At 58.6% G+C, this 16,105-nt stretch carries 15 protein-coding genes; 3 read left to right on the top strand and 12 right to left on the bottom strand.

The window, feature by feature from the left end:
* Positions 1-14 precede the first annotated feature (14 nt).
* Together BLS60_RS13075 and BLS60_RS13070 are read right to left on the bottom strand one after the other, a co-directional pair.
* Positions 15-1,448, bottom strand: a complete 1,434-nt coding sequence (locus BLS60_RS13075; RefSeq protein WP_092368718.1) for a PIG-L deacetylase family protein — start codon at positions 1,446-1,448, stop codon at positions 15-17.
* Between the two features lie 5 nt (positions 1,449-1,453).
* The gene (locus BLS60_RS13070; RefSeq protein WP_092368715.1) at positions 1,454-2,350 is read right to left on the bottom strand and encodes a GNAT family N-acetyltransferase; all 897 of its coding nucleotides are present in this window, start codon (positions 2,348-2,350) and stop codon (positions 1,454-1,456) included.
* Between the two features lie 243 nt (positions 2,351-2,593).
* Between BLS60_RS13070 and BLS60_RS13065 the strand changes: the two genes are divergently transcribed.
* A complete protein-coding gene (locus BLS60_RS13065; protein WP_244153405.1) occupies positions 2,594-3,778 on the top strand; it encodes an O-antigen ligase family protein in 1,185 nt (394 codons plus the stop codon).
* Positions 3,775-4,440, top strand: a complete 666-nt coding sequence (locus BLS60_RS13060; RefSeq protein ID WP_208597303.1) for a BUD32 family EKC/KEOPS complex subunit — start codon at positions 3,775-3,777, stop codon at positions 4,438-4,440. The genes BLS60_RS13065 and BLS60_RS13060 overlap by 4 nt, the downstream gene beginning before the upstream one ends.
* A gap of 88 nt (positions 4,441-4,528) precedes the next feature.
* On the opposite strand, the gene BLS60_RS13055 is transcribed toward BLS60_RS13060, so the two are convergent.
* The 6 genes from BLS60_RS13055 to BLS60_RS13030 form a co-directional block, all read right to left on the bottom strand.
* Entirely contained in the window at positions 4,529-5,413 is an 885-nt protein-coding gene (locus BLS60_RS13055; RefSeq protein ID WP_092368712.1) for a glycosyltransferase, read from the bottom strand.
* Positions 5,410-6,558, bottom strand: a complete 1,149-nt coding sequence (locus BLS60_RS13050) for a glycosyltransferase (protein ID WP_092368709.1) — start codon at positions 6,556-6,558, stop codon at positions 5,410-5,412. Before BLS60_RS13050 ends, BLS60_RS13055 begins: the two co-directional genes overlap by 4 nt.
* A complete protein-coding gene (locus BLS60_RS13045) occupies positions 6,551-7,462 on the bottom strand; it encodes a glycosyltransferase family 2 protein (RefSeq protein WP_092368707.1) in 912 nt (303 codons plus the stop codon). Before BLS60_RS13045 ends, BLS60_RS13050 begins: the two co-directional genes overlap by 8 nt.
* Entirely contained in the window at positions 7,462-8,514 is a 1,053-nt protein-coding gene (locus BLS60_RS13040) for a glycosyltransferase family 9 protein (protein WP_167357671.1), read from the bottom strand. Before BLS60_RS13040 ends, BLS60_RS13045 begins: the two co-directional genes overlap by 1 nt.
* Before the next feature lie 115 nt (positions 8,515-8,629).
* Positions 8,630-10,450: a lipid A export permease/ATP-binding protein MsbA gene (msbA, locus tag BLS60_RS13035; protein WP_092368701.1), complete on the bottom strand. Its 1,821-nt coding sequence runs from the start codon at positions 10,448-10,450 to the stop codon at positions 8,630-8,632.
* A 115-nt stretch (positions 10,451-10,565) separates the two neighbouring features.
* Positions 10,566-11,342 (bottom strand): lipopolysaccharide kinase InaA family protein, encoded by a 777-nt coding sequence (locus BLS60_RS13030; RefSeq protein WP_092368698.1) that lies wholly within the window; start codon positions 11,340-11,342, stop codon positions 10,566-10,568.
* A gap of 23 nt (positions 11,343-11,365) precedes the next feature.
* On the opposite strand from BLS60_RS13030, the gene BLS60_RS13025 reads away from it, so the two are divergent.
* Entirely contained in the window at positions 11,366-12,607 is a 1,242-nt protein-coding gene (locus BLS60_RS13025) for a hypothetical protein (RefSeq protein ID WP_092368695.1), read from the top strand.
* Here BLS60_RS13025 and BLS60_RS13020 read toward each other — a convergent pair.
* The 4 genes from BLS60_RS13020 to BLS60_RS13005 form a co-directional block, all read right to left on the bottom strand.
* Positions 12,588-13,457 (bottom strand): glycosyltransferase, encoded by an 870-nt coding sequence (locus BLS60_RS13020; RefSeq protein ID WP_092368692.1) that lies wholly within the window; start codon positions 13,455-13,457, stop codon positions 12,588-12,590. The two genes, BLS60_RS13025 and BLS60_RS13020, sit on opposite strands and share 20 nt — an antisense overlap.
* Positions 13,458-13,473: 16 nt before the next feature.
* Positions 13,474-14,193 (bottom strand): glycosyltransferase family protein, encoded by a 720-nt coding sequence (locus BLS60_RS13015; protein ID WP_208597302.1) that lies wholly within the window; start codon positions 14,191-14,193, stop codon positions 13,474-13,476.
* 82 nt (positions 14,194-14,275) lie between these two features.
* The gene (locus BLS60_RS13010; RefSeq protein WP_070880919.1) at positions 14,276-15,190 is read right to left on the bottom strand and encodes a glycosyltransferase family 2 protein; all 915 of its coding nucleotides are present in this window, start codon (positions 15,188-15,190) and stop codon (positions 14,276-14,278) included.
* Positions 15,187-16,095: a DUF6625 family protein gene (locus BLS60_RS13005; protein WP_208597301.1), complete on the bottom strand. Its 909-nt coding sequence runs from the start codon at positions 16,093-16,095 to the stop codon at positions 15,187-15,189. The genes BLS60_RS13010 and BLS60_RS13005 overlap by 4 nt, the downstream gene beginning before the upstream one ends.
* Positions 16,096-16,105: the final 10 nt, after the last annotated feature.

Below are 16,105 nucleotides of genomic sequence, written 5' to 3'. Positions count from 1 at the left end.
GAGATGCCAGGCTGCTACTGCGATACGTCGCGTTCCAGAGGCCGTACCCAAAAAAGCTCGTGCCGCCGTACCGCCTTGCGGAAGAATTCATCCTCCCCCTCTAAAGGCCAGCGGCGAGCGGCCAGACACCACTGAATGAAGCGGCGCAAACGCTTCTTGAAGGGTAGCGGCGCTTGCAGATCGTGCTGCATCGCCAGCGCCTGACTCTTGTCGACCAGCACCTGGTCGTCAAGCAGCGGGCTCCACAGCATGTCGGCAGGCAACGCCTCGATACAGGGAGGCAATGCCACTCCATTGCCAGCAGGGCCCATTGGCCAACGGTCGTTGTCGACAAGGTGATTGGCGTACAGCAGTTGCACATCCGGACGCCACCCACTGAGCTCGATAGCCTGATGCAGGAGCCGACTGGACTGAATATGGTCAGGATGCGGATCCAGCTGCGGATGGGGCAGCACCACGACCTCGGGCCGGAAATGCTTCAGCAAAGCAGCCATATCGGCCACCAGGTTGCTCCAGGTGGGTAACCCATCGACATCACCGGGCAACTTGAATGGATTGAAGCGCCTTACGCTACGGATGTCGGAGTCACCGGACTCCCTTGAAGCAAACGGCATACAAGGCTCGCCTTCCATCTTCGTCAGTTGCATGCAGTAGTACCCCAACTGGACGCAGTGGCTGGGCGGCACACCGCCCCAGAGCGGCACGGTATGACTGCTCCAACTGCGTAAGCGCCCTTTCAAGCGCGCAGCCGCCGTATCGCTCAGCCCGAGACGCCGATAGAACTTCGCCTCGATTTCCCCCTGCGTGAGGGTCACGATGGACGCCTCTATACAGCGGCTGTAAAGACCAAACGCGGCTAACTCGGCATCGTCGGCGTGTGGCGCGATGACCATCACCCGGCGCCCGGCGTAATCGGGGTTGCTGAAGCAATGCAGGGTGGCCTCGCTGGATAACCTGCAGAAACGGCCTCGCACTCTAAGACGACCATCGCGAAGCGAATCCAGGCAACCGGACAGGTTGACGAATCGCACCCCGTTCACACTCCTTTCGAAATCCTGGCGATCGCGATGCACGCCCTCTCCAACCAGCACATTCGGGTCGAGCCAACGTCCCAGCCAGCTACTGCGAATATGCACGGCCAACATCAGGGTATCTGCAGTGCCAGGCAATGAAGCCGTGGCGGGAGACACAACTCCGTCGCGCCCGATCCGTACCGAGAGGCTCAGGCTGTCTGCTGGAAAGTCGTAGTGATAGTCATCTTTAGGCGAATAGAACAGATGGTCGGAAAACCAGGCTTCGTGGGCAATCCATGCCAGGAGCAGGACAACCGGCGCGGTGCCCCACGAACCGAACCAGTCAAGGGCCACCAGAATTGGCAACGCCACGACCATGAGAATGCGCTTGTTACGTCGATGTCGACGTACCAACTGCTGCTTGCGTGCTTCCATTCACTTTACACTCGAAAAACAGGTTGGCGATTGCACCAACGATCCTTGTATTCAACATCGGCACGGCCGAATGAATAGCGTAATGCTTTTCCCTTCAAACGTGCCTCTTCCCACGCCGACTGCGTGTTGATGAAGCTGAGCACGCTGCCCGGACTGAAATCACGGGACGCAGGGTCGACTCCACCATTGATGTATTCGATGCTGATCCATTCTGGCGACTCGACCCTGTACAGAACCTGAACGGCAACAGGCTTGCCGTCGAGTAGCAGATAACTTCCCCATAGAAAGTCACGCAGCGCCTCGAAAACTTCGGCAAGGTGTCCTTTTCCTGGCACAGCGAAGCCCCAGCGACTTTCGAACAACTCGGTATAGATGGCCGCCAGCTCATCTGCCGACAACTGCGAAACCGGCAATATCTGCCCGCCCGCCTCTTCCAGCATCCGCAACTCGCGGCGCTGGTTGTAACGAAACTTCTTGCTGTACTCCTCGGGCTGCCGAGCGATTGCCAGCGCCTCGGGCTGCTTGCGCAGCGTCGAGATGCTCGTTTCTTGAAGCGCCGAAACGTAACGCATGCGCTGCCGTACCGGCGCCATGGCACCCTGGGCAACCGGCAGGATCACTTCGGCATTGCCGAGATCGAACAAATCACGCTGTCCCGCGCGCTTGAGCACGTCGCGGGACAGGGCTAGCGTCGCACCCCATACAGGAACAGCAGCCTGCAGCTCGCCGTCCAGCGGCCAGCCGAGATACCGCACGGGAATCTGGGCCAACGCGGAAAGCCGCGAGACAATTTGAGGATGGGTAGCAACGCTTCCGCCCAGGCGCGACCAGGTCTCGCTGTAACATTGGGCGCTGATTGAGCGCCAACCGCGTTCACGCCAACGCTGTATGGGATTGAACATCAAGCATCCTGCCTGGGGTGTTATTGAACGGCGCGATTAAACAAATCGTGCATTAGCCTGCCGGGCAGGTTGGCTTGAAAACTACTCGTTGAGCAACGCAGTTGATCTGCCGCAAGGCGGATCTCCCATGCACCCAAGCCTGTACCGGCCAAAAAGCCGGCAAGACTAGCACGGCATTCGCTGGCAGTTGTGCGGGGATGCATTAAGATAGCGCCCTTTTTTATAAACACACTGGACCCTCTAGTGCAGGTATCGAACTCACAGCCGAATCCCTTACGCCCCCGAATACATGATTTCATTGCTGGCCGCTGGCTCGTAACCGGGTATCTGGTTTTAATCACGGGCATGTTCTGGGTTGGTGACGGGAGCCTTTATACAAAAGTCTATTACGCACTGTTCGCGGCGCCGGCCTTGCTTGGGCTCGTACTGGCGCCCCAACAAATCAAGCCTATCCTGCATGAGCCGGTGTTATTGAGTTTTCTGGCCCTGAGTGCCTGGTTGCTGATCAGCATGGGATGGACCCAGGCCGAAGACGGCTTCAGCAGCTTGGCCAAGCGTCCTCTCTATGTATTCATGCTGTTCGCAGGCTGCGCCCTCATAGCGCTAAAAAGCGAATCGTTGCTGATGAAAACGTTGCGTATTGGTGCAGCGCTGGGCGCCCTCGCGGCGCTAATCAATGTCGTTTGGTTCCTGCAGCATGCTGCCCCAGGTGAGCGCCTGATCGGTAGCGGGGCATTGCGCAATCCATTGCTGACATCTCACGTACTGGGCTTCTTGTGCACGTACTGGGTGGCCGCATGGCTATCACGCAGCGAACGTCATGACTGGTTGCCAATACTGATGACGCTGCCTCTTCTGGCAGCGCTGCTCGCCACAGGCTCGAGAACGCCATTGATGGGCCTGGCCCTGACCAGCGCCTGGATGCTGCTGCTGAGCGGAAAGCGCGCCATGGTTCTGGTCGGCGCCTTGCTGGTCGGTGCCGGCACGGTATACCTGGCCTTTCCTGAAATACTGCTGCAGCGCGGCACATCATATCGTCCGGAACTCTGGAGCGATGCGGTGCGCCAGGCGGGCGAGCACCTCTGGCTTGGCGCTGGCTACGAGAGCAAGTTCGAGTTCAACATTCCCGAGATTGGTTATCTGTTGCATGATCCACACAACGTCGAACTCGCCGTGCTTCTCGAACTTGGGCTGATCGGCCTTGGTTTATGGGCCGTCATGTATGCCTTTGCGCTTTTGCGCTGCTTGCGCCTGCGTGCCAAGCCACAGTTCCAGATCGCATCGGCGCTATTGATCTACGGGCTGTGTGCCGGCCTGACAGAGGGTGGCAATTACCTCTCGCGCCCCAATGAAAGCTGGTTTCTGATCTGGATACCTCTGGCGCTGCTGTGCGCTCTTTCCATTCGGCATAGGCAGTCACAAGCATGAAGCGCATAGAACCCGCTCAATTGGACACCCTGCTCGACAACGCCAAAACCATCGAAGAAGACGGTTTGGGCATCAAGGTCGCGCAACTCCAGGGCGGTGAGTTTCTAAAGCTCTATCGGCGCAAGCGACTGCTATCTTCCGACCTCTGGGATCTGCCTGCGCAGCGGTTTGCAGACAATGCCAATGGCCTGTTACGTCTGGGCATCACCGCACCGACCGTACTGGAGGTGTTGATAATCAACGAGCGCCGCCTCAGTGCGGTACGTTATCAACCACTGCCTGGCGATACCCTGCGCAATCACCTGCGCAAGTCAACACCCGAGGAACGCTCGCGGGACGTGATGCGCTTCGGGACCTTTCTTGGCGAACTGCATGAGTCCGGCGTTTACTTTCGCTCGCTGCACCTGGGCAACGTGCTGCTACTACCAGATGGCTGCTTCGGCCTGATCGACCTGTCGGACATGAAGCTTGAGCGCAATGCGCTGGCACCCTGGAAGCGCCGACGCAATTTGCAGCACATCCTGCGATATGCCGAAGACATCGGATGGCTGACCGAGCAGCACCGCGAAGAGTGGGTGGCTGGCTACCGCAAAAGCGTCAGCCCTCGCAGCGGCGAGCGCTTCAGCCTCGACGTGGGCAAGTGGCTCGCCACGAGACGATAACACCGCGCCCGCCTGCAGCAGGGCTGCTCACCAGCCGGAAGAGAGACAAGCACCTGCATCTCCCAGCGCGCTGCCAGCCGCTCGGCTGCTAGGCAATTCGCTTGAAACAGTAGCGCCAGAATCCTTTGAGCGTCTTGAGATTGCGCGAACGCCAGGGAATCTGGGCTAGCAACTCGCCCGCCAGGGCCTTGTCCTCACTTGCCACCTTTGCAAACATTGCATTCAGGTAGCGCAAGCGGGTGGCTTCATAACCCGGGTGATCTTCAAAACGCTTGTAGATGGCGAGTTCGGTATCGATCATCAACCGGCGATTCTTGTACGTGTTGTTTCCATGTACGCGATACAGGGCAAGCGGCTCTTCCAGAATGTCGATGAAGTACCCGGCATGAGCGATGCGAAGCTCTACGTAATAATCCTCGATGCGAATGGATGGATCGAAGCCACCCACCTCCTCAAGTGCATTACGGCGAAACAACAAGGTTGGGGCCGGAGGGCCGGGCTGACGGTCCATGAACAGATCATCGAAATCGAGACGCCGTGCAGGACGGTGACGCTGCTTCCTGTCAGGCAATGGCTGGCCTTCACCATCGATCAGCAGGATACCACCCGCACAGATGCCGGTTTCAGGATGCTGCTCCATGAAGGCGACTTGCAGCGACAAACGCTCGGGCAGCATGACGTCATCAGAGCCCAACGGGGCGATGTAACGCCCGGAACTGCGCGCAATCATCTCGTTCAGCGTCGTGCAGAGCCCCTTGTTCTCCTGCACAAGCAAATTGAAGCCGAGTTCCTCTTGCAGCCGCTGTATCACCGCAACGCTGTCGTCGCGCGAGCCATCGTCGACAACCAGCAACTCGATGCAGGGATAATCCTGGGCATATACGCTGCGAATGCTCGCTTCGATGAAGTTGGCATGGTTGTAGGACGAAATCAGTACTGAAACCAACGGCAGCCCGCTTTGAACCTCTGTCATGTTGGCGCTCCTTGAACCGGCCGATCACCTTCAAGGAGTGCGCGGTACTTGTTACGAAAATCATTGATGTCGTGCTCGCGCCGCAGATACTGATAGGCACGCTCGCCATGCTCCGCACGTGTCTCGTCGCTGTCAGCCAGGCAGGCACGCAATTGTTCGGTCAGCGCAGGCACATCACCCGGTGCGAACGTGCGCCCTCGCGCCCCGTCCAGCAACGGGCGCATCGCTGGAATGTCGGATCCGAGCACAGGTAACCGACCACACATACCCTCCAGCAACGCGAGGCCCAGCCCCTCCTGCAGCGAGGGCATGACGAAAACGTCGAACGCCTTCACGTAACGCATGGCATCTGGTCGAGTGCCACAGAGATGCACACGCGTTTGCAGGCCCAGCTCGGCAACCAGCGCCGACAGGTTCGCCTCCTCACGACCACCGCCAATGATGGCCAGGTGCACGTTCGAATACTCGCCACTCAAGGCTGAGAACGCACGGATGAGGTGCACATGGCCCTTGATAGGAACCAGCCGGCCTATCGCCCCGACGACAAGCGCGTCAGACGGCAACGCCAAAGCCTGCCGAGCCTGCTCTCGCGACAGCTGAAGAGACTCAGCAAGGTCGATATCCAGGGCATTGGTGATTGCGACCGTATTCGCATTGGTAAAACCGCAGCGCAACGAGACCAGATAATCGGAGACCGCCGGTGATACGCCGACAAAACGCCAGCACTCATCAATCAGACGCCTGGCCTGCCAGCGTCGATAGAAGCGGTCGTACTCGCCAAAACCGTGGGATACGCCGATACACCGGGCGATGCGCAGCTTCTTGTTGAGGTGCATGAACAAATTGACCGCTTTGAAGCGGTGCAGCAACACCACATCGAAACGTTCCTCCCGGCAGAACGCCAGCAGGCGCGCCTGCACCTTGCGGCGCAGACCACTCATGTCCTTCTCGCTGAACTCGAAGAACACCTGGCGGCGACCCGGCGGGTCCACGGCATCGTCTGCCGGCCGGCCTTCAAGATAGGCATTGACCACCTCGAAGCGCTCCGCAGGCAACCCCTGCAGGATCTGTTCACCCAGGTCAGAGTTGGTGTCCGCTGCGTTGTAACGGGTCTGCAGTTGCAGGACTTTTAACGTTTTAGCCATCCAGGCGGCCCATCCACAGGCGGATCGCCTTGCGCAAATAAGACAGTTTGAGGAGCACGCGCCAGTCGCTTGTTACCGCCTGGCAGTAGAACTGCTTGGCGGCAACCGGATCACCCGCCAGGCAGGCACTGCGAAACAGCGACAGGCAACGCTGCTGGTAGAACGCGGCACGTAGCTGCTGCAACTCTGCGGGCAATCTTCCGAACACCTCATCGACCAGTTCAACCCCGCCCGCTAGGCTTGAGCCAAAATCATGACGCAGGCTGTCGCTGTGTTTGTGGATCATCGCCAGGGGTTCTGGCAGCAGCGTAACCGGGTAGGCGGCGAGCGTTTGCGCGAATACCGGAATGTCCTCGGCGTTGCGAAAACGCTCGGGATAGTTACCGACTTGGAAGATCGAACGGTGCATCACACAGGCCCCGTTGGAAATGCTCAGGGTTTTGTCGAGCAGATAGCTCTTTACCCGTTGAATGGGCGTCTGCGGCAGCTTGTCGGGCGAGTGCTGACGGCGTCGCCCCGCCTGATCGACCGACCAGTGCCCCCCGATGACCATTCGTGACTCAGCATTTGCTGCCAGATGCGCCCGAATCAGCGCCAGGCTGCCTGGCGCCATTTCATCATCCGCATCGAGAAAGATCAGCCAGTCATGACGGGCCATTTCAATACCGAGATTGCGCACAGAGGCCAGGCCACCGTTGTCTTTGCGCAACGCCGTGAACCGGCCCGGGAATTCGACCTTCAGCGCCTCGATGACTTGCGGCGTGTGATCCTTGGAACCGTCATCGATGATCAGCAACTCATCGTCATCATTCATCTGCGGCACGACTGAGCGAACGGTGCGCCCCAGTGTATTGGCATAGTTGTACGCCGGAATGACGATGGTGATCGCGGTAGACCCACTCATTATTGGTCCACTCCGACCTTTTGAATCAAAACCTGGAAACCCCTGGCCACCCGATTGACGCTCATGAACATAGCCCATTGATCACGCATGAAATTTAGCGACAGGATCGGGCGCACGACCTGGCCGGCCCCCCAACCGGGCCGCCAGCAGAAACCATCGCGTCGCTTGCGGTACAGGGTCAGCACCGGCACACCCAACGCCGAAGCAAGATGGCCAACCCCCGAGTCGTTACCAATCACATAACCGGACTCGTACAGGTAGGCGGCCAAGGCTTTGGCATCTGCAAACTCGGGAACCTCGAACTCGGACGCGAACACCTCGAGATGGTCACATCGCTCCTTGGGTGACAGCACGAACTGCGGCTGATAGCCCGCTGCGCGTAGGCGCCTGGCCAAGGCCAGATACTTATGCGCCGGCCAGTTCTTTTTCACGTTGTATGAAAGCGGGTGCAGCATCACCCGCTTTGCATGGCGGCGGTGCCGGAGTGTGGAAGGCATCTGCAGCCCGATATCGCTGTGGGCCTCGGCCAGCCCCAAACGGGTGCGACAAAAGGCGACGGCCTGCTCGACCATGTTGACGCTATCATCCGGCAGGCAGCGCAGCGGCCCGGCGGCTGCAGCCAGGGGCCCGAGAAGACGAGCCTTTTGCGCAGGCAGTCGAGCCAGGCTATCGGCCGCCGGCTCCTGCACGAATCGTGAATCGACTTTCAGCGTACCGACGAAAACATAGCGCCTGGCCAACACCTCGGCAGCCTCGGCATGGCGAGTCAACATGCTGCCCAGGTCGGAGATGACCAGATCGAAATCATCGAGCACCGCAAAGGTTTCCGCAGGCGCCGGCAACGGTCGAGCCTCGAACAACGGAAACCAGTCGTTAAGCGCCCCAAAGTGATTGCTCAACACCGTTACTTGATAGCCAGCACGCGCCAGGTTGGCCGCCAGCACCAGGTAAATGCATCCATCACCGAGCCCCATAGAAGGCACCAATGCGATCCGACAATCAGCCGGCAACACTGATAGATGGGCATCAGTGTGCGTTAAAACCTCGGCCATCAGAACTCCCCGCATAATCCACAATCGTCCATGATCAAGTACTGCAAACCTTCACCGGGGCGCATCCGCTCATTAGAAGCGCCATGGAGCTATTACTTCAACGTCCAAGCCGGGCTCAGGTCTCGGCCTGTTCTTGCTCTTGCGGCTCATCCTTGTCCTCGAGTCCCATGGCATGCAGGCGGGCGTAGTAACCGTTTTGCGCCAATAGCGATTCGTGAGTACCGCGCTCGACGATGCGTCCCTTATCCATGACCAGGATCAGATCGGCCTTCTCGATGGTCGACAGCCGATGCGCAATGACCAGCGTCGTGCGACCTTCCATGACCCTGTCCAGCGCCGCCTGGATATAGCGCTCGGACTCGGTATCAAGGGCCGAGGTCGCTTCATCGAGAATCAGCACGGGCGCACTCTTGAGCAATGCCCGGGCAATCGCCAGGCGCTGACGCTGGCCGCCCGACAGCATGACGCCGTTCTCACCTACCCGGGTTTCGAAGCCCTGGGGCAGCAGATCGATGAATTCGCGGGCATAAGCGGCTTCGGCGGCCTGCTCGACCGCCTCGCGCGGCAGGTTACGAAGGTCGCCATAGGCGATGTTGTTCATGACGCTGTCGTTGAACAGCGAAACCTGCTGGGTGACCAGGGCGATATGCTTTCTCAGGTTTTCCACGCGATAGTCTTCGATCGGCGTGCCGTCGAGCAGAATCTGTCCCTGATCATGCTGATAAAAACGCGGAATCAGGTTGGCCAGGGTCGACTTGCCGCTGCCCGAACGGCCCACCAGTGCCACCATCTGACCGGGCTCGACGGTGAAGCTGATGTCCTGCAAAACGATTTTCTCGGTTCCGGGGTAAACAAAACTCAGGTGCTTAACCTCAAGCGCACCGCTGACCCGCTCTTTCTCGATCGTGCCGTTATCAGGCTCCGTCACTTCGTCCAGCTGCTCGAAGATACTCTCGGCGCCGGCAAGGCCTTTCTGGATGGTTGAGCTGACCTCCGAAAGCTGGCGAATCGGCTTGGGTAGAAGCCCTGCCGCAGTGATGTAGGCCACCAGATCACCCACGCTGGCATCGCCGCGCAGGAACAGCACCAGGAACATCAGGAACGCCATGGCGGCGTAGTTCACCAGTTGAAGGCTGGGCGTGTAGATCGCACTGGTACGGGTCATGCGCAGCTGCTTGCGGGTGCTGTCCTCGCTCGCCTCGTAGAAGCGCTCACGCTCGTAGCGCTCGCCACCGAAGCTGCGCACCACGCGGTAGTTCTGGATGGTCTCGGAAGACACGTGGGTCAATTCGCCCATGGCGCTCTGGATCTTGCGACTCTGGCTACGAAATTTCTTGCTCGCGCTCTTAACCATCAGTGCAATGAGCGGCAGGATCGCCACCATCACCATGGTCAGCTTCCAGTTCATCCACAGCAGATAACCGAACAGGAAAACCACCGTCAGACCTTCGCGCACCATGACTTTCAAGGCATCGGTCGCCGCCCCGGTAACCGACCCGACGTTGTAGGTGATGCGGGAAATCAGGTAGCCCGTGGAGTGGTTGTCGAAATAACGGTTGGGCAGTGTCAGCAGGTTGTTGAAAAGCGCGATGCGCAAGTCCTGCACTAACCCCAGCGACACCCGGGCAAGGTAATAGCCGCCGAGAAAGGAGCCTAAGCCTTGCCAGATGGTGATCAGCAACAACGCCAGCGGCACACCATAGAGCAGTTGCATGTTGCCCAGCAGCGGTAACTCGACCATACCGGCTTCGGGCGCGGCAAGGCCGTCGACGAAGTACTTGAGCAGCCCGGCGAGCATCGGCTGAGTCGAGGCGAAGATGATGTAACCGATCATGCTGACGCCGAACATGAACCAGTAACGCCTCATATAACTCAACAGCCGCATGTACAACTTGAAGCTGGAGATCGAAGGCGATTTGGCGCTTGAATCAGGCATAAGATGCTGGCTCTAGGATTAAGCCTGCGATTGTACCATCAGGCACCACGCAACCAAATGCGCCTGAACGCCGGCGAGCCACGCACCGCAAAATGCATGGCTGCCGGCTTGCTGTTCAGAGTAAACCTTGCAACTGCTGGGGTGGCCGCCAACGCGTTGGCTTGCGAACCACACTCAACCCTTGCAGTTCGGCCAGTATCGCCCTGGCATCGAGCACAGGCGAATCGGCCTCTGAAGCGTAGCTTGCGGCAAGCGCTTCGAGCACCTGGTCACTCAAACCCAGGTCACGCAGGCGCAGCATGATCTTCTTGAAGTCATCGATGGCAGCTTCCCGGCTGAAATCATCCGCCCGCTCGAAATCCAGCAGATAAGCCTGCTCGGCCACCAGAAAGTTATATGGGTTACAGTCGCCGTGGGCGATCCCATGGGCATGCAACTGGGCAAGCAGGCTCAGTGCCTGGTGCGCACCTCGCTGCAATGCCTCCCCCGTCAGCGTAGCCAGTGGCACACCTGGCAAGAAGCGCGTGAGCAGCAGGCTTTGATGAAACCCCGGATGCCGAGACTCGGTGTACAGCAGCGGCTCAGGCGCTGGAAAACCAAGCGTTTGCAGCCTGGCGAGCAGCATCGCCTCGTTGCGCAGCGGAGACTGATAGGGCCGGCGCAGGATCCGCTTCCACCAGGGCTTCATGGAGCGTCGATAGCGTTTGACGAACAACGCCTCGTCTCCCTGGCCTATCCTGGCAACCGCACGGGCGGGTGCAAAATCCTCGAGGTCGATGAGAAGCGCCAATAAAGCCCGGATCTGTTTGCGCCCGATGCGCTCATTTTGAAAGACTAGGGTCTTGCCCACCTCAAGCCTCCCCGCGAGCATCAGGTGCTTGCAGTGCAGCATGCCGCTGCCCCATGGACCGGTTCATGTATAGCCTCTACGCCCAGACAAAAGAAAAGCTCAGGTTCGCCACCTACCGCGGCTACAACCTCTGCAACCCAACGGCAGCGGTGTTGGCGCACCTGCTGTTCGACAACCGCTCGGCCCGTAAAAAGATCCGCAACGCGTTCAAGCTGATCCGCCTGACCCCGCGTTACCGCCACCATGATCAGCTCAAGGGTGACGCCTACATCTGGCACTGCGATCGCGACGACCAGACCAAGCTTGCCCTGAGCATCGGCAACCGGCTTAGCGAAAAGCAGCCTCGGAACATAAGTTACATGCCTGCCATCAAGGAGGACGCCAGCAAATCGCTGGACTGGCGCGCCATGTACGCGGCCTGGAGGATAACACGGCGCTGTTCGCTGCCCCTGCTGCTGCAGTTCTACGTATTCAGCGCGCTGTGCCATACCATCAAGCACTTCAGAGCCATCGACAGGCTGCAGATCCCTCAACAGCTGACTTCACTGGTCAGTTTCAACAGCGCCAACATTCCCGAGTGCTTTCTGGTCGCCGCCTGCCGACATCACGGCCTGCCGACCTACTCACTGCAGCACGGGCTTTATCATCGTTATCGCGGCGAGCAACCGATCGACATCATCAACTATGAAAACGTCACGGCCAGCACCCTGTTGGTCTGGAGCGAGTTCTGCCGCGCCGAAATTGCTGCATTCCACCGTGAAATCGGCCGCACTCCCGATTACCGGATACAGATCGCCGGCTATATCGACCCACCCGCGCCTCAGCCTGGGTCGCGGCCATCGCCCACACTGCACAAACACCTGCTCTGCGTGCTGCCGGGCAAACGCTATGTGGCCGACAGCATCCAACTGCTCCATCTACTGGCGTCGCTGCCTGCGCACTATCGGCTGACGGTGCGTCTGCACCCGCTGCTCGCCAAAGACGCGGCACTGATGGCTGCTTTGCCATCAAGCGCCTCGCTCGACGACAGCCCAACCCTCGCACACGCGCTACGTGCCGGAGGTTATGACCTGGCAGTTGGGTTCAATACCACCAGCCTGTTTGAAGCAACGCTGTTCGGCGTACCTTGTGCCATGTACCAAGCGAGCAGCCTGAACCTGATAGCCGATGGCATACCCAGCTTTTCCATTGCCGACGAACTGGCGCAACTCGCGGATGCCCCCATCGACACGCACCAGCTCGCCGACTACATCCTGGGGGCATCCTGCTTCCGCTACGCTGAAATCATCAACGCAGCAGAAACTTGAGCGCCACGCGCCACTGGGCGGGGTAGCGCAGGATACCGACAGCCCGGAGCCAGCGAATCCGCAAAGCCCATGGCAGTTGCGCTCGCCTCAACAGGCGCAGCCAGTAACGCACTGCCGCCGCCTCCTTGCGGCACATCAGGCCCGGGTTCGAGGGCGTGGCGCAAGAAAACGGCAGTGCCACTGGTGCCGCAGCGGCATAGGCGAGCGCCTGCCTAGCCCACGCCTCAGCAAAGCTGCCCAGGGAAAAGTGCAAAAGTTCGATATCGAAGACGACGGCGATCTTGCCTCGCTGGGCAACACGCAGGCTGAAATCGACGTCATAAAAATGAAAGCCGCCCAACCGCTCATCGAAGCGTGTTTCGGCCCACGCCGTACGACGAGCGAACAACCAGACACCGTCCAGCGCCACGACCGGTACACAGGTCGCCGAACCGCTGTCGGTTGGTTTGAAGAAAGCCGCCTTGGCACTTGCTCTCGACGCACCATGCAGCACGTTGATACAGAGATCGTCGTCATCACCGCTGTGCCAGCCAGAAGGTGTTAACGCTTTGTAGCGACTCCCCGCCAGACCAATGAGGGCAAGACCCTCGTCGTGCGAAAAATGAGCGAGCGCCCGCACGCCCCAATCCTGACTCAAGAACTCCACATCCTCATGCACAAAGCACAGGAACGGATAGCGCGCCCTGGAGGCGCCCTCATTGTAGACCGCGCAGATACCTCGGCCCTCGACGCTGTTGTCCACGGCAATCAGCTCGTATTCGACACCGATCGTGGCTTCGATATTGCGGGTCGCTGTCTGTAACCGCGCGGGCTGGGCGCTGCAGATGATGACGGAGATCAACTCCGGCACCGCGAAAAACGCTCGTTCATTTAACTTTCTTCAGCCCTAGGTAATAGAGTGGAAACTTGAGGTACAGCTTGAGTTTCTTGCGCATCAGGTAGCCCTTGCTGCGACCAAGCCATTTTTCTTCGAAGGTGTACTTGGCGCGCTTGGTCATCAACCACTGCCGAGCCGAGGTGTGTGTACGCAGCGTGCGGCTGTCGAGATGATCGACGACCGAAGAAGTGACCAGCACATGCCGCAATCCCTTGGACTGGAGCGTCAGCGCATAGTCGTTGTCCGCGTACCAGAAGAAAAACCGCTCATCCAGAGCGCCGATCACCTCGAGGATGGAGCGGCGAAAGACCAGGCACCATCCGGAAATTTCCTTCAGCACCCCATAGCCTGGATAGACACCGCTGTTGAGCGCGAAACCATTGCGAGGATGGTGCAGGGAGCAGGCAGGGCTGGCGCTGCTGACGCTCGGATCTTGCTCGAACACGCGCAGCAGTTCCGAAGCCCAGCCGGGATGGAAAGACAGATCGTTGTTGCAGATAGCCACGAAGGGCGCCTGCCCCTCGCGAATGCCAATATTCATGTAGGCGTGGTAGTTGAAGGGCGCCTCGGGATAGAGCGTTGCAACCCCCGGCTGTGTATAAGCCGGTGCCTGAGCATTGGACTCGAGCACCCAGATACGGAGGCGAATCCGCTCCGGGTCTTCGGATGCCACCAGCGAATCGAGGCAATGCTCGGTGACCTGTCGCAAGGCCGCGTCTTTGGCGAAGCTGAGTATTACTACGTCCAGAGAGACAGCTTGATCTGATGGTGCTCGAACTTGAACCATGGTTTCACACATGCTCTTCTCTCTCTACCCTGCCCTTTTTCAAAAGCAGGTGCCTCACGCGCTTGAGCAACTGCCGATCCCACTGCCTAAGCGGAACCTGGCGCAACAGCTGCCAGGCATATGCCTTGTCGTCGGTGACAGCCATACGTAGCGCCTTGGTAATCAGCCGCGCCTTGGCAGACGGATAGGCTGGATGATCACGGTATGCCTCTATCACCTGCATTCCATAGTCGTACTCAGACTTGTATTGCTTCGACAAACTGTGTGGATGTTTACGGTAGAGCGTTACCACGTCGGGCAGCACATCCACGTAAAATCCCGCGTGGACGATCTTTAGCGTCATCTGGAAATCCTGCACTTTGATCGCCGGATCGTAGCCCCCAACAGAATGCATGGCGTCACGGCGATAGACGGCAATGTTGCCACCTACCACAAGCGCTATGGCTAGGGCTGCGTGGAAGTCATAGCGACGAACCAAGCGTTTCTTGTCCCTTTTGGGCAGAACCGTCCCGTGCTCGTCGATCCTCACGGCCACCCCTCCCAGGCACCCTACCTCCGGATGCCCTTCAAGATAGGCGGCCTGCAGCGCCAAGCGACCAGCCGGCATTACATCGTCAGCATCGAAGGTCGCCACGAAAACCCCGCTGGCCAAGGCCAGGCCGGTGTTAAGCGCGGCACTTACCCCCTGGTTTTCCTGCCTGACAAACTCGATTCGCTTGACCTTGCTCGACTGACGATGAGCCTGCAGAACCTGCTCAATGACCTCGGCGCTCTCATCACAAGAACCGTCATCAATGACGATCAGCTCGAAGTTCTCATAATCCTGGGCCAAGACACTGCGCAGCGCATCGGCGACATAGGCGGCATAGTTATAACAAGGCACAATTACTGAAACGAGCGGCCGCTCTAAGACACTCACGCGCCAGCCTCCTGTTGCGGCCAGGCATGCCAGCCCTGAGTATCGATTCGCCAAGAATTGGCAAGATGCAAGTTCGTTGGCCCCAGCAGTTCTTCCGGTACCCGACCTTTCCAGTCCGCGTTCTTCCAGACCATAAAATGTAGATACGGAAGAATCTGTTCGCCCTGCTCGCTATTGGTCAAAAGTCCATCACGATAGAACCAGCTATCTGCAACAACCCGACGGCCATCGGCGTGGAGCGTGTAGGTGCTATGTGCCTCAATAAATTCACTACGCCTGTTCCAGGAATTAAATCGAGATGCGAGCCGGCGCAACGGCTCAGGCCAGTTCTTGTGGCGGATGAACAGGCGGCTGAACGCCCCTTCGTCCAAGGCCTGGTGTTTCTCATCCTCGTAACGCTTCTGCCAACCCGGTATCAGCCGGAAGGCGTTGCGCATGAGCGGAGTATTACGCAATAGACACAAGTGGCCTGAAATGCGTCGCGGGTGAGTTGCAAACAAGTCCTTGGTGCTCAAGCGTTGCGCCGTAAAATATCTGCGCAGGTCTCCGTAAACGATGTCGATATCACCAAACGCCCAGAAGTCGTAGCCTTCTAGCGCGTCCTGATGCACTGCACCCAAGGCTGGCTTTATGTCACACAGCTTGTACGCATTGCCAGGGTGAAAATCGATACCCAGCCGCTCAGAAACCTTTGCACAATAATCTGCATAGGACATCTGAACGAACTGCACGTTTTCAGGTGCTTCTTCAGGCACTTCGCAATCAGTAAACAACAGCCAGTCGATGCTCGGATTACGTCGACAGCTTTCCAGAAAAAACGCAAACCAGAATGGCCATCGCCCGAAATACGGAATGAGAAAACGGATACGTGGTAAACCGTTTTCAACGGTTCGCAGCAATGTCATTAATACGCGT

This window comes from Phytopseudomonas seleniipraecipitans, assembly GCF_900102335.1.
Taxonomy (GTDB): Bacteria; Pseudomonadota; Gammaproteobacteria; order Pseudomonadales; family Pseudomonadaceae; genus Aquipseudomonas; species Aquipseudomonas seleniipraecipitans.
The sequence above is the reverse complement of the archived record's forward strand: the minus strand, read 5'-3'. Positions and strand labels throughout refer to the sequence as shown.

Bases quoted from the DNA above. Each gene is read 5' to 3' on its own strand.
- BLS60_RS13075 (WP_092368718.1), bottom strand. From the start codon at position 1,448: ATGGAAGCACGCAAGCAGCAGTTGGTACGTCGACATCGACGTAACAAG.
- BLS60_RS13070 (WP_092368715.1), bottom strand. From the start codon at position 2,350: ATGTTCAATCCCATACAGCGTTGGCGTGAACGCGGTTGGCGCTCAATC.
- BLS60_RS13060 (WP_208597303.1), top strand. From the start codon at position 3,775: ATGAAGCGCATAGAACCCGCTCAATTGGACACCCTGCTCGACAACGCC.
- BLS60_RS13055 (WP_092368712.1), bottom strand. From the start codon at position 5,413: ATGACAGAGGTTCAAAGCGGGCTGCCGTTGGTTTCAGTACTGATTTCG.
- BLS60_RS13050 (WP_092368709.1), bottom strand. From the start codon at position 6,558: ATGGCTAAAACGTTAAAAGTCCTGCAACTGCAGACCCGTTACAACGCA.
- BLS60_RS13045 (WP_092368707.1), bottom strand. From the start codon at position 7,462: ATGAGTGGGTCTACCGCGATCACCATCGTCATTCCGGCGTACAACTAT.
- BLS60_RS13040 (WP_167357671.1), bottom strand. From the start codon at position 8,514: ATGGCCGAGGTTTTAACGCACACTGATGCCCATCTATCAGTGTTGCCG.
- msbA (WP_092368701.1), bottom strand. From the start codon at position 10,450: ATGCCTGATTCAAGCGCCAAATCGCCTTCGATCTCCAGCTTCAAGTTG.
- BLS60_RS13030 (WP_092368698.1), bottom strand. From the start codon at position 11,342: ATGCTGCACTGCAAGCACCTGATGCTCGCGGGGAGGCTTGAGGTGGGC.
- BLS60_RS13025 (WP_092368695.1), top strand. From the start codon at position 11,366: ATGTATAGCCTCTACGCCCAGACAAAAGAAAAGCTCAGGTTCGCCACC.
- BLS60_RS13005 (WP_208597301.1), bottom strand. From the start codon at position 16,095: ATGACATTGCTGCGAACCGTTGAAAACGGTTTACCACGTATCCGTTTT.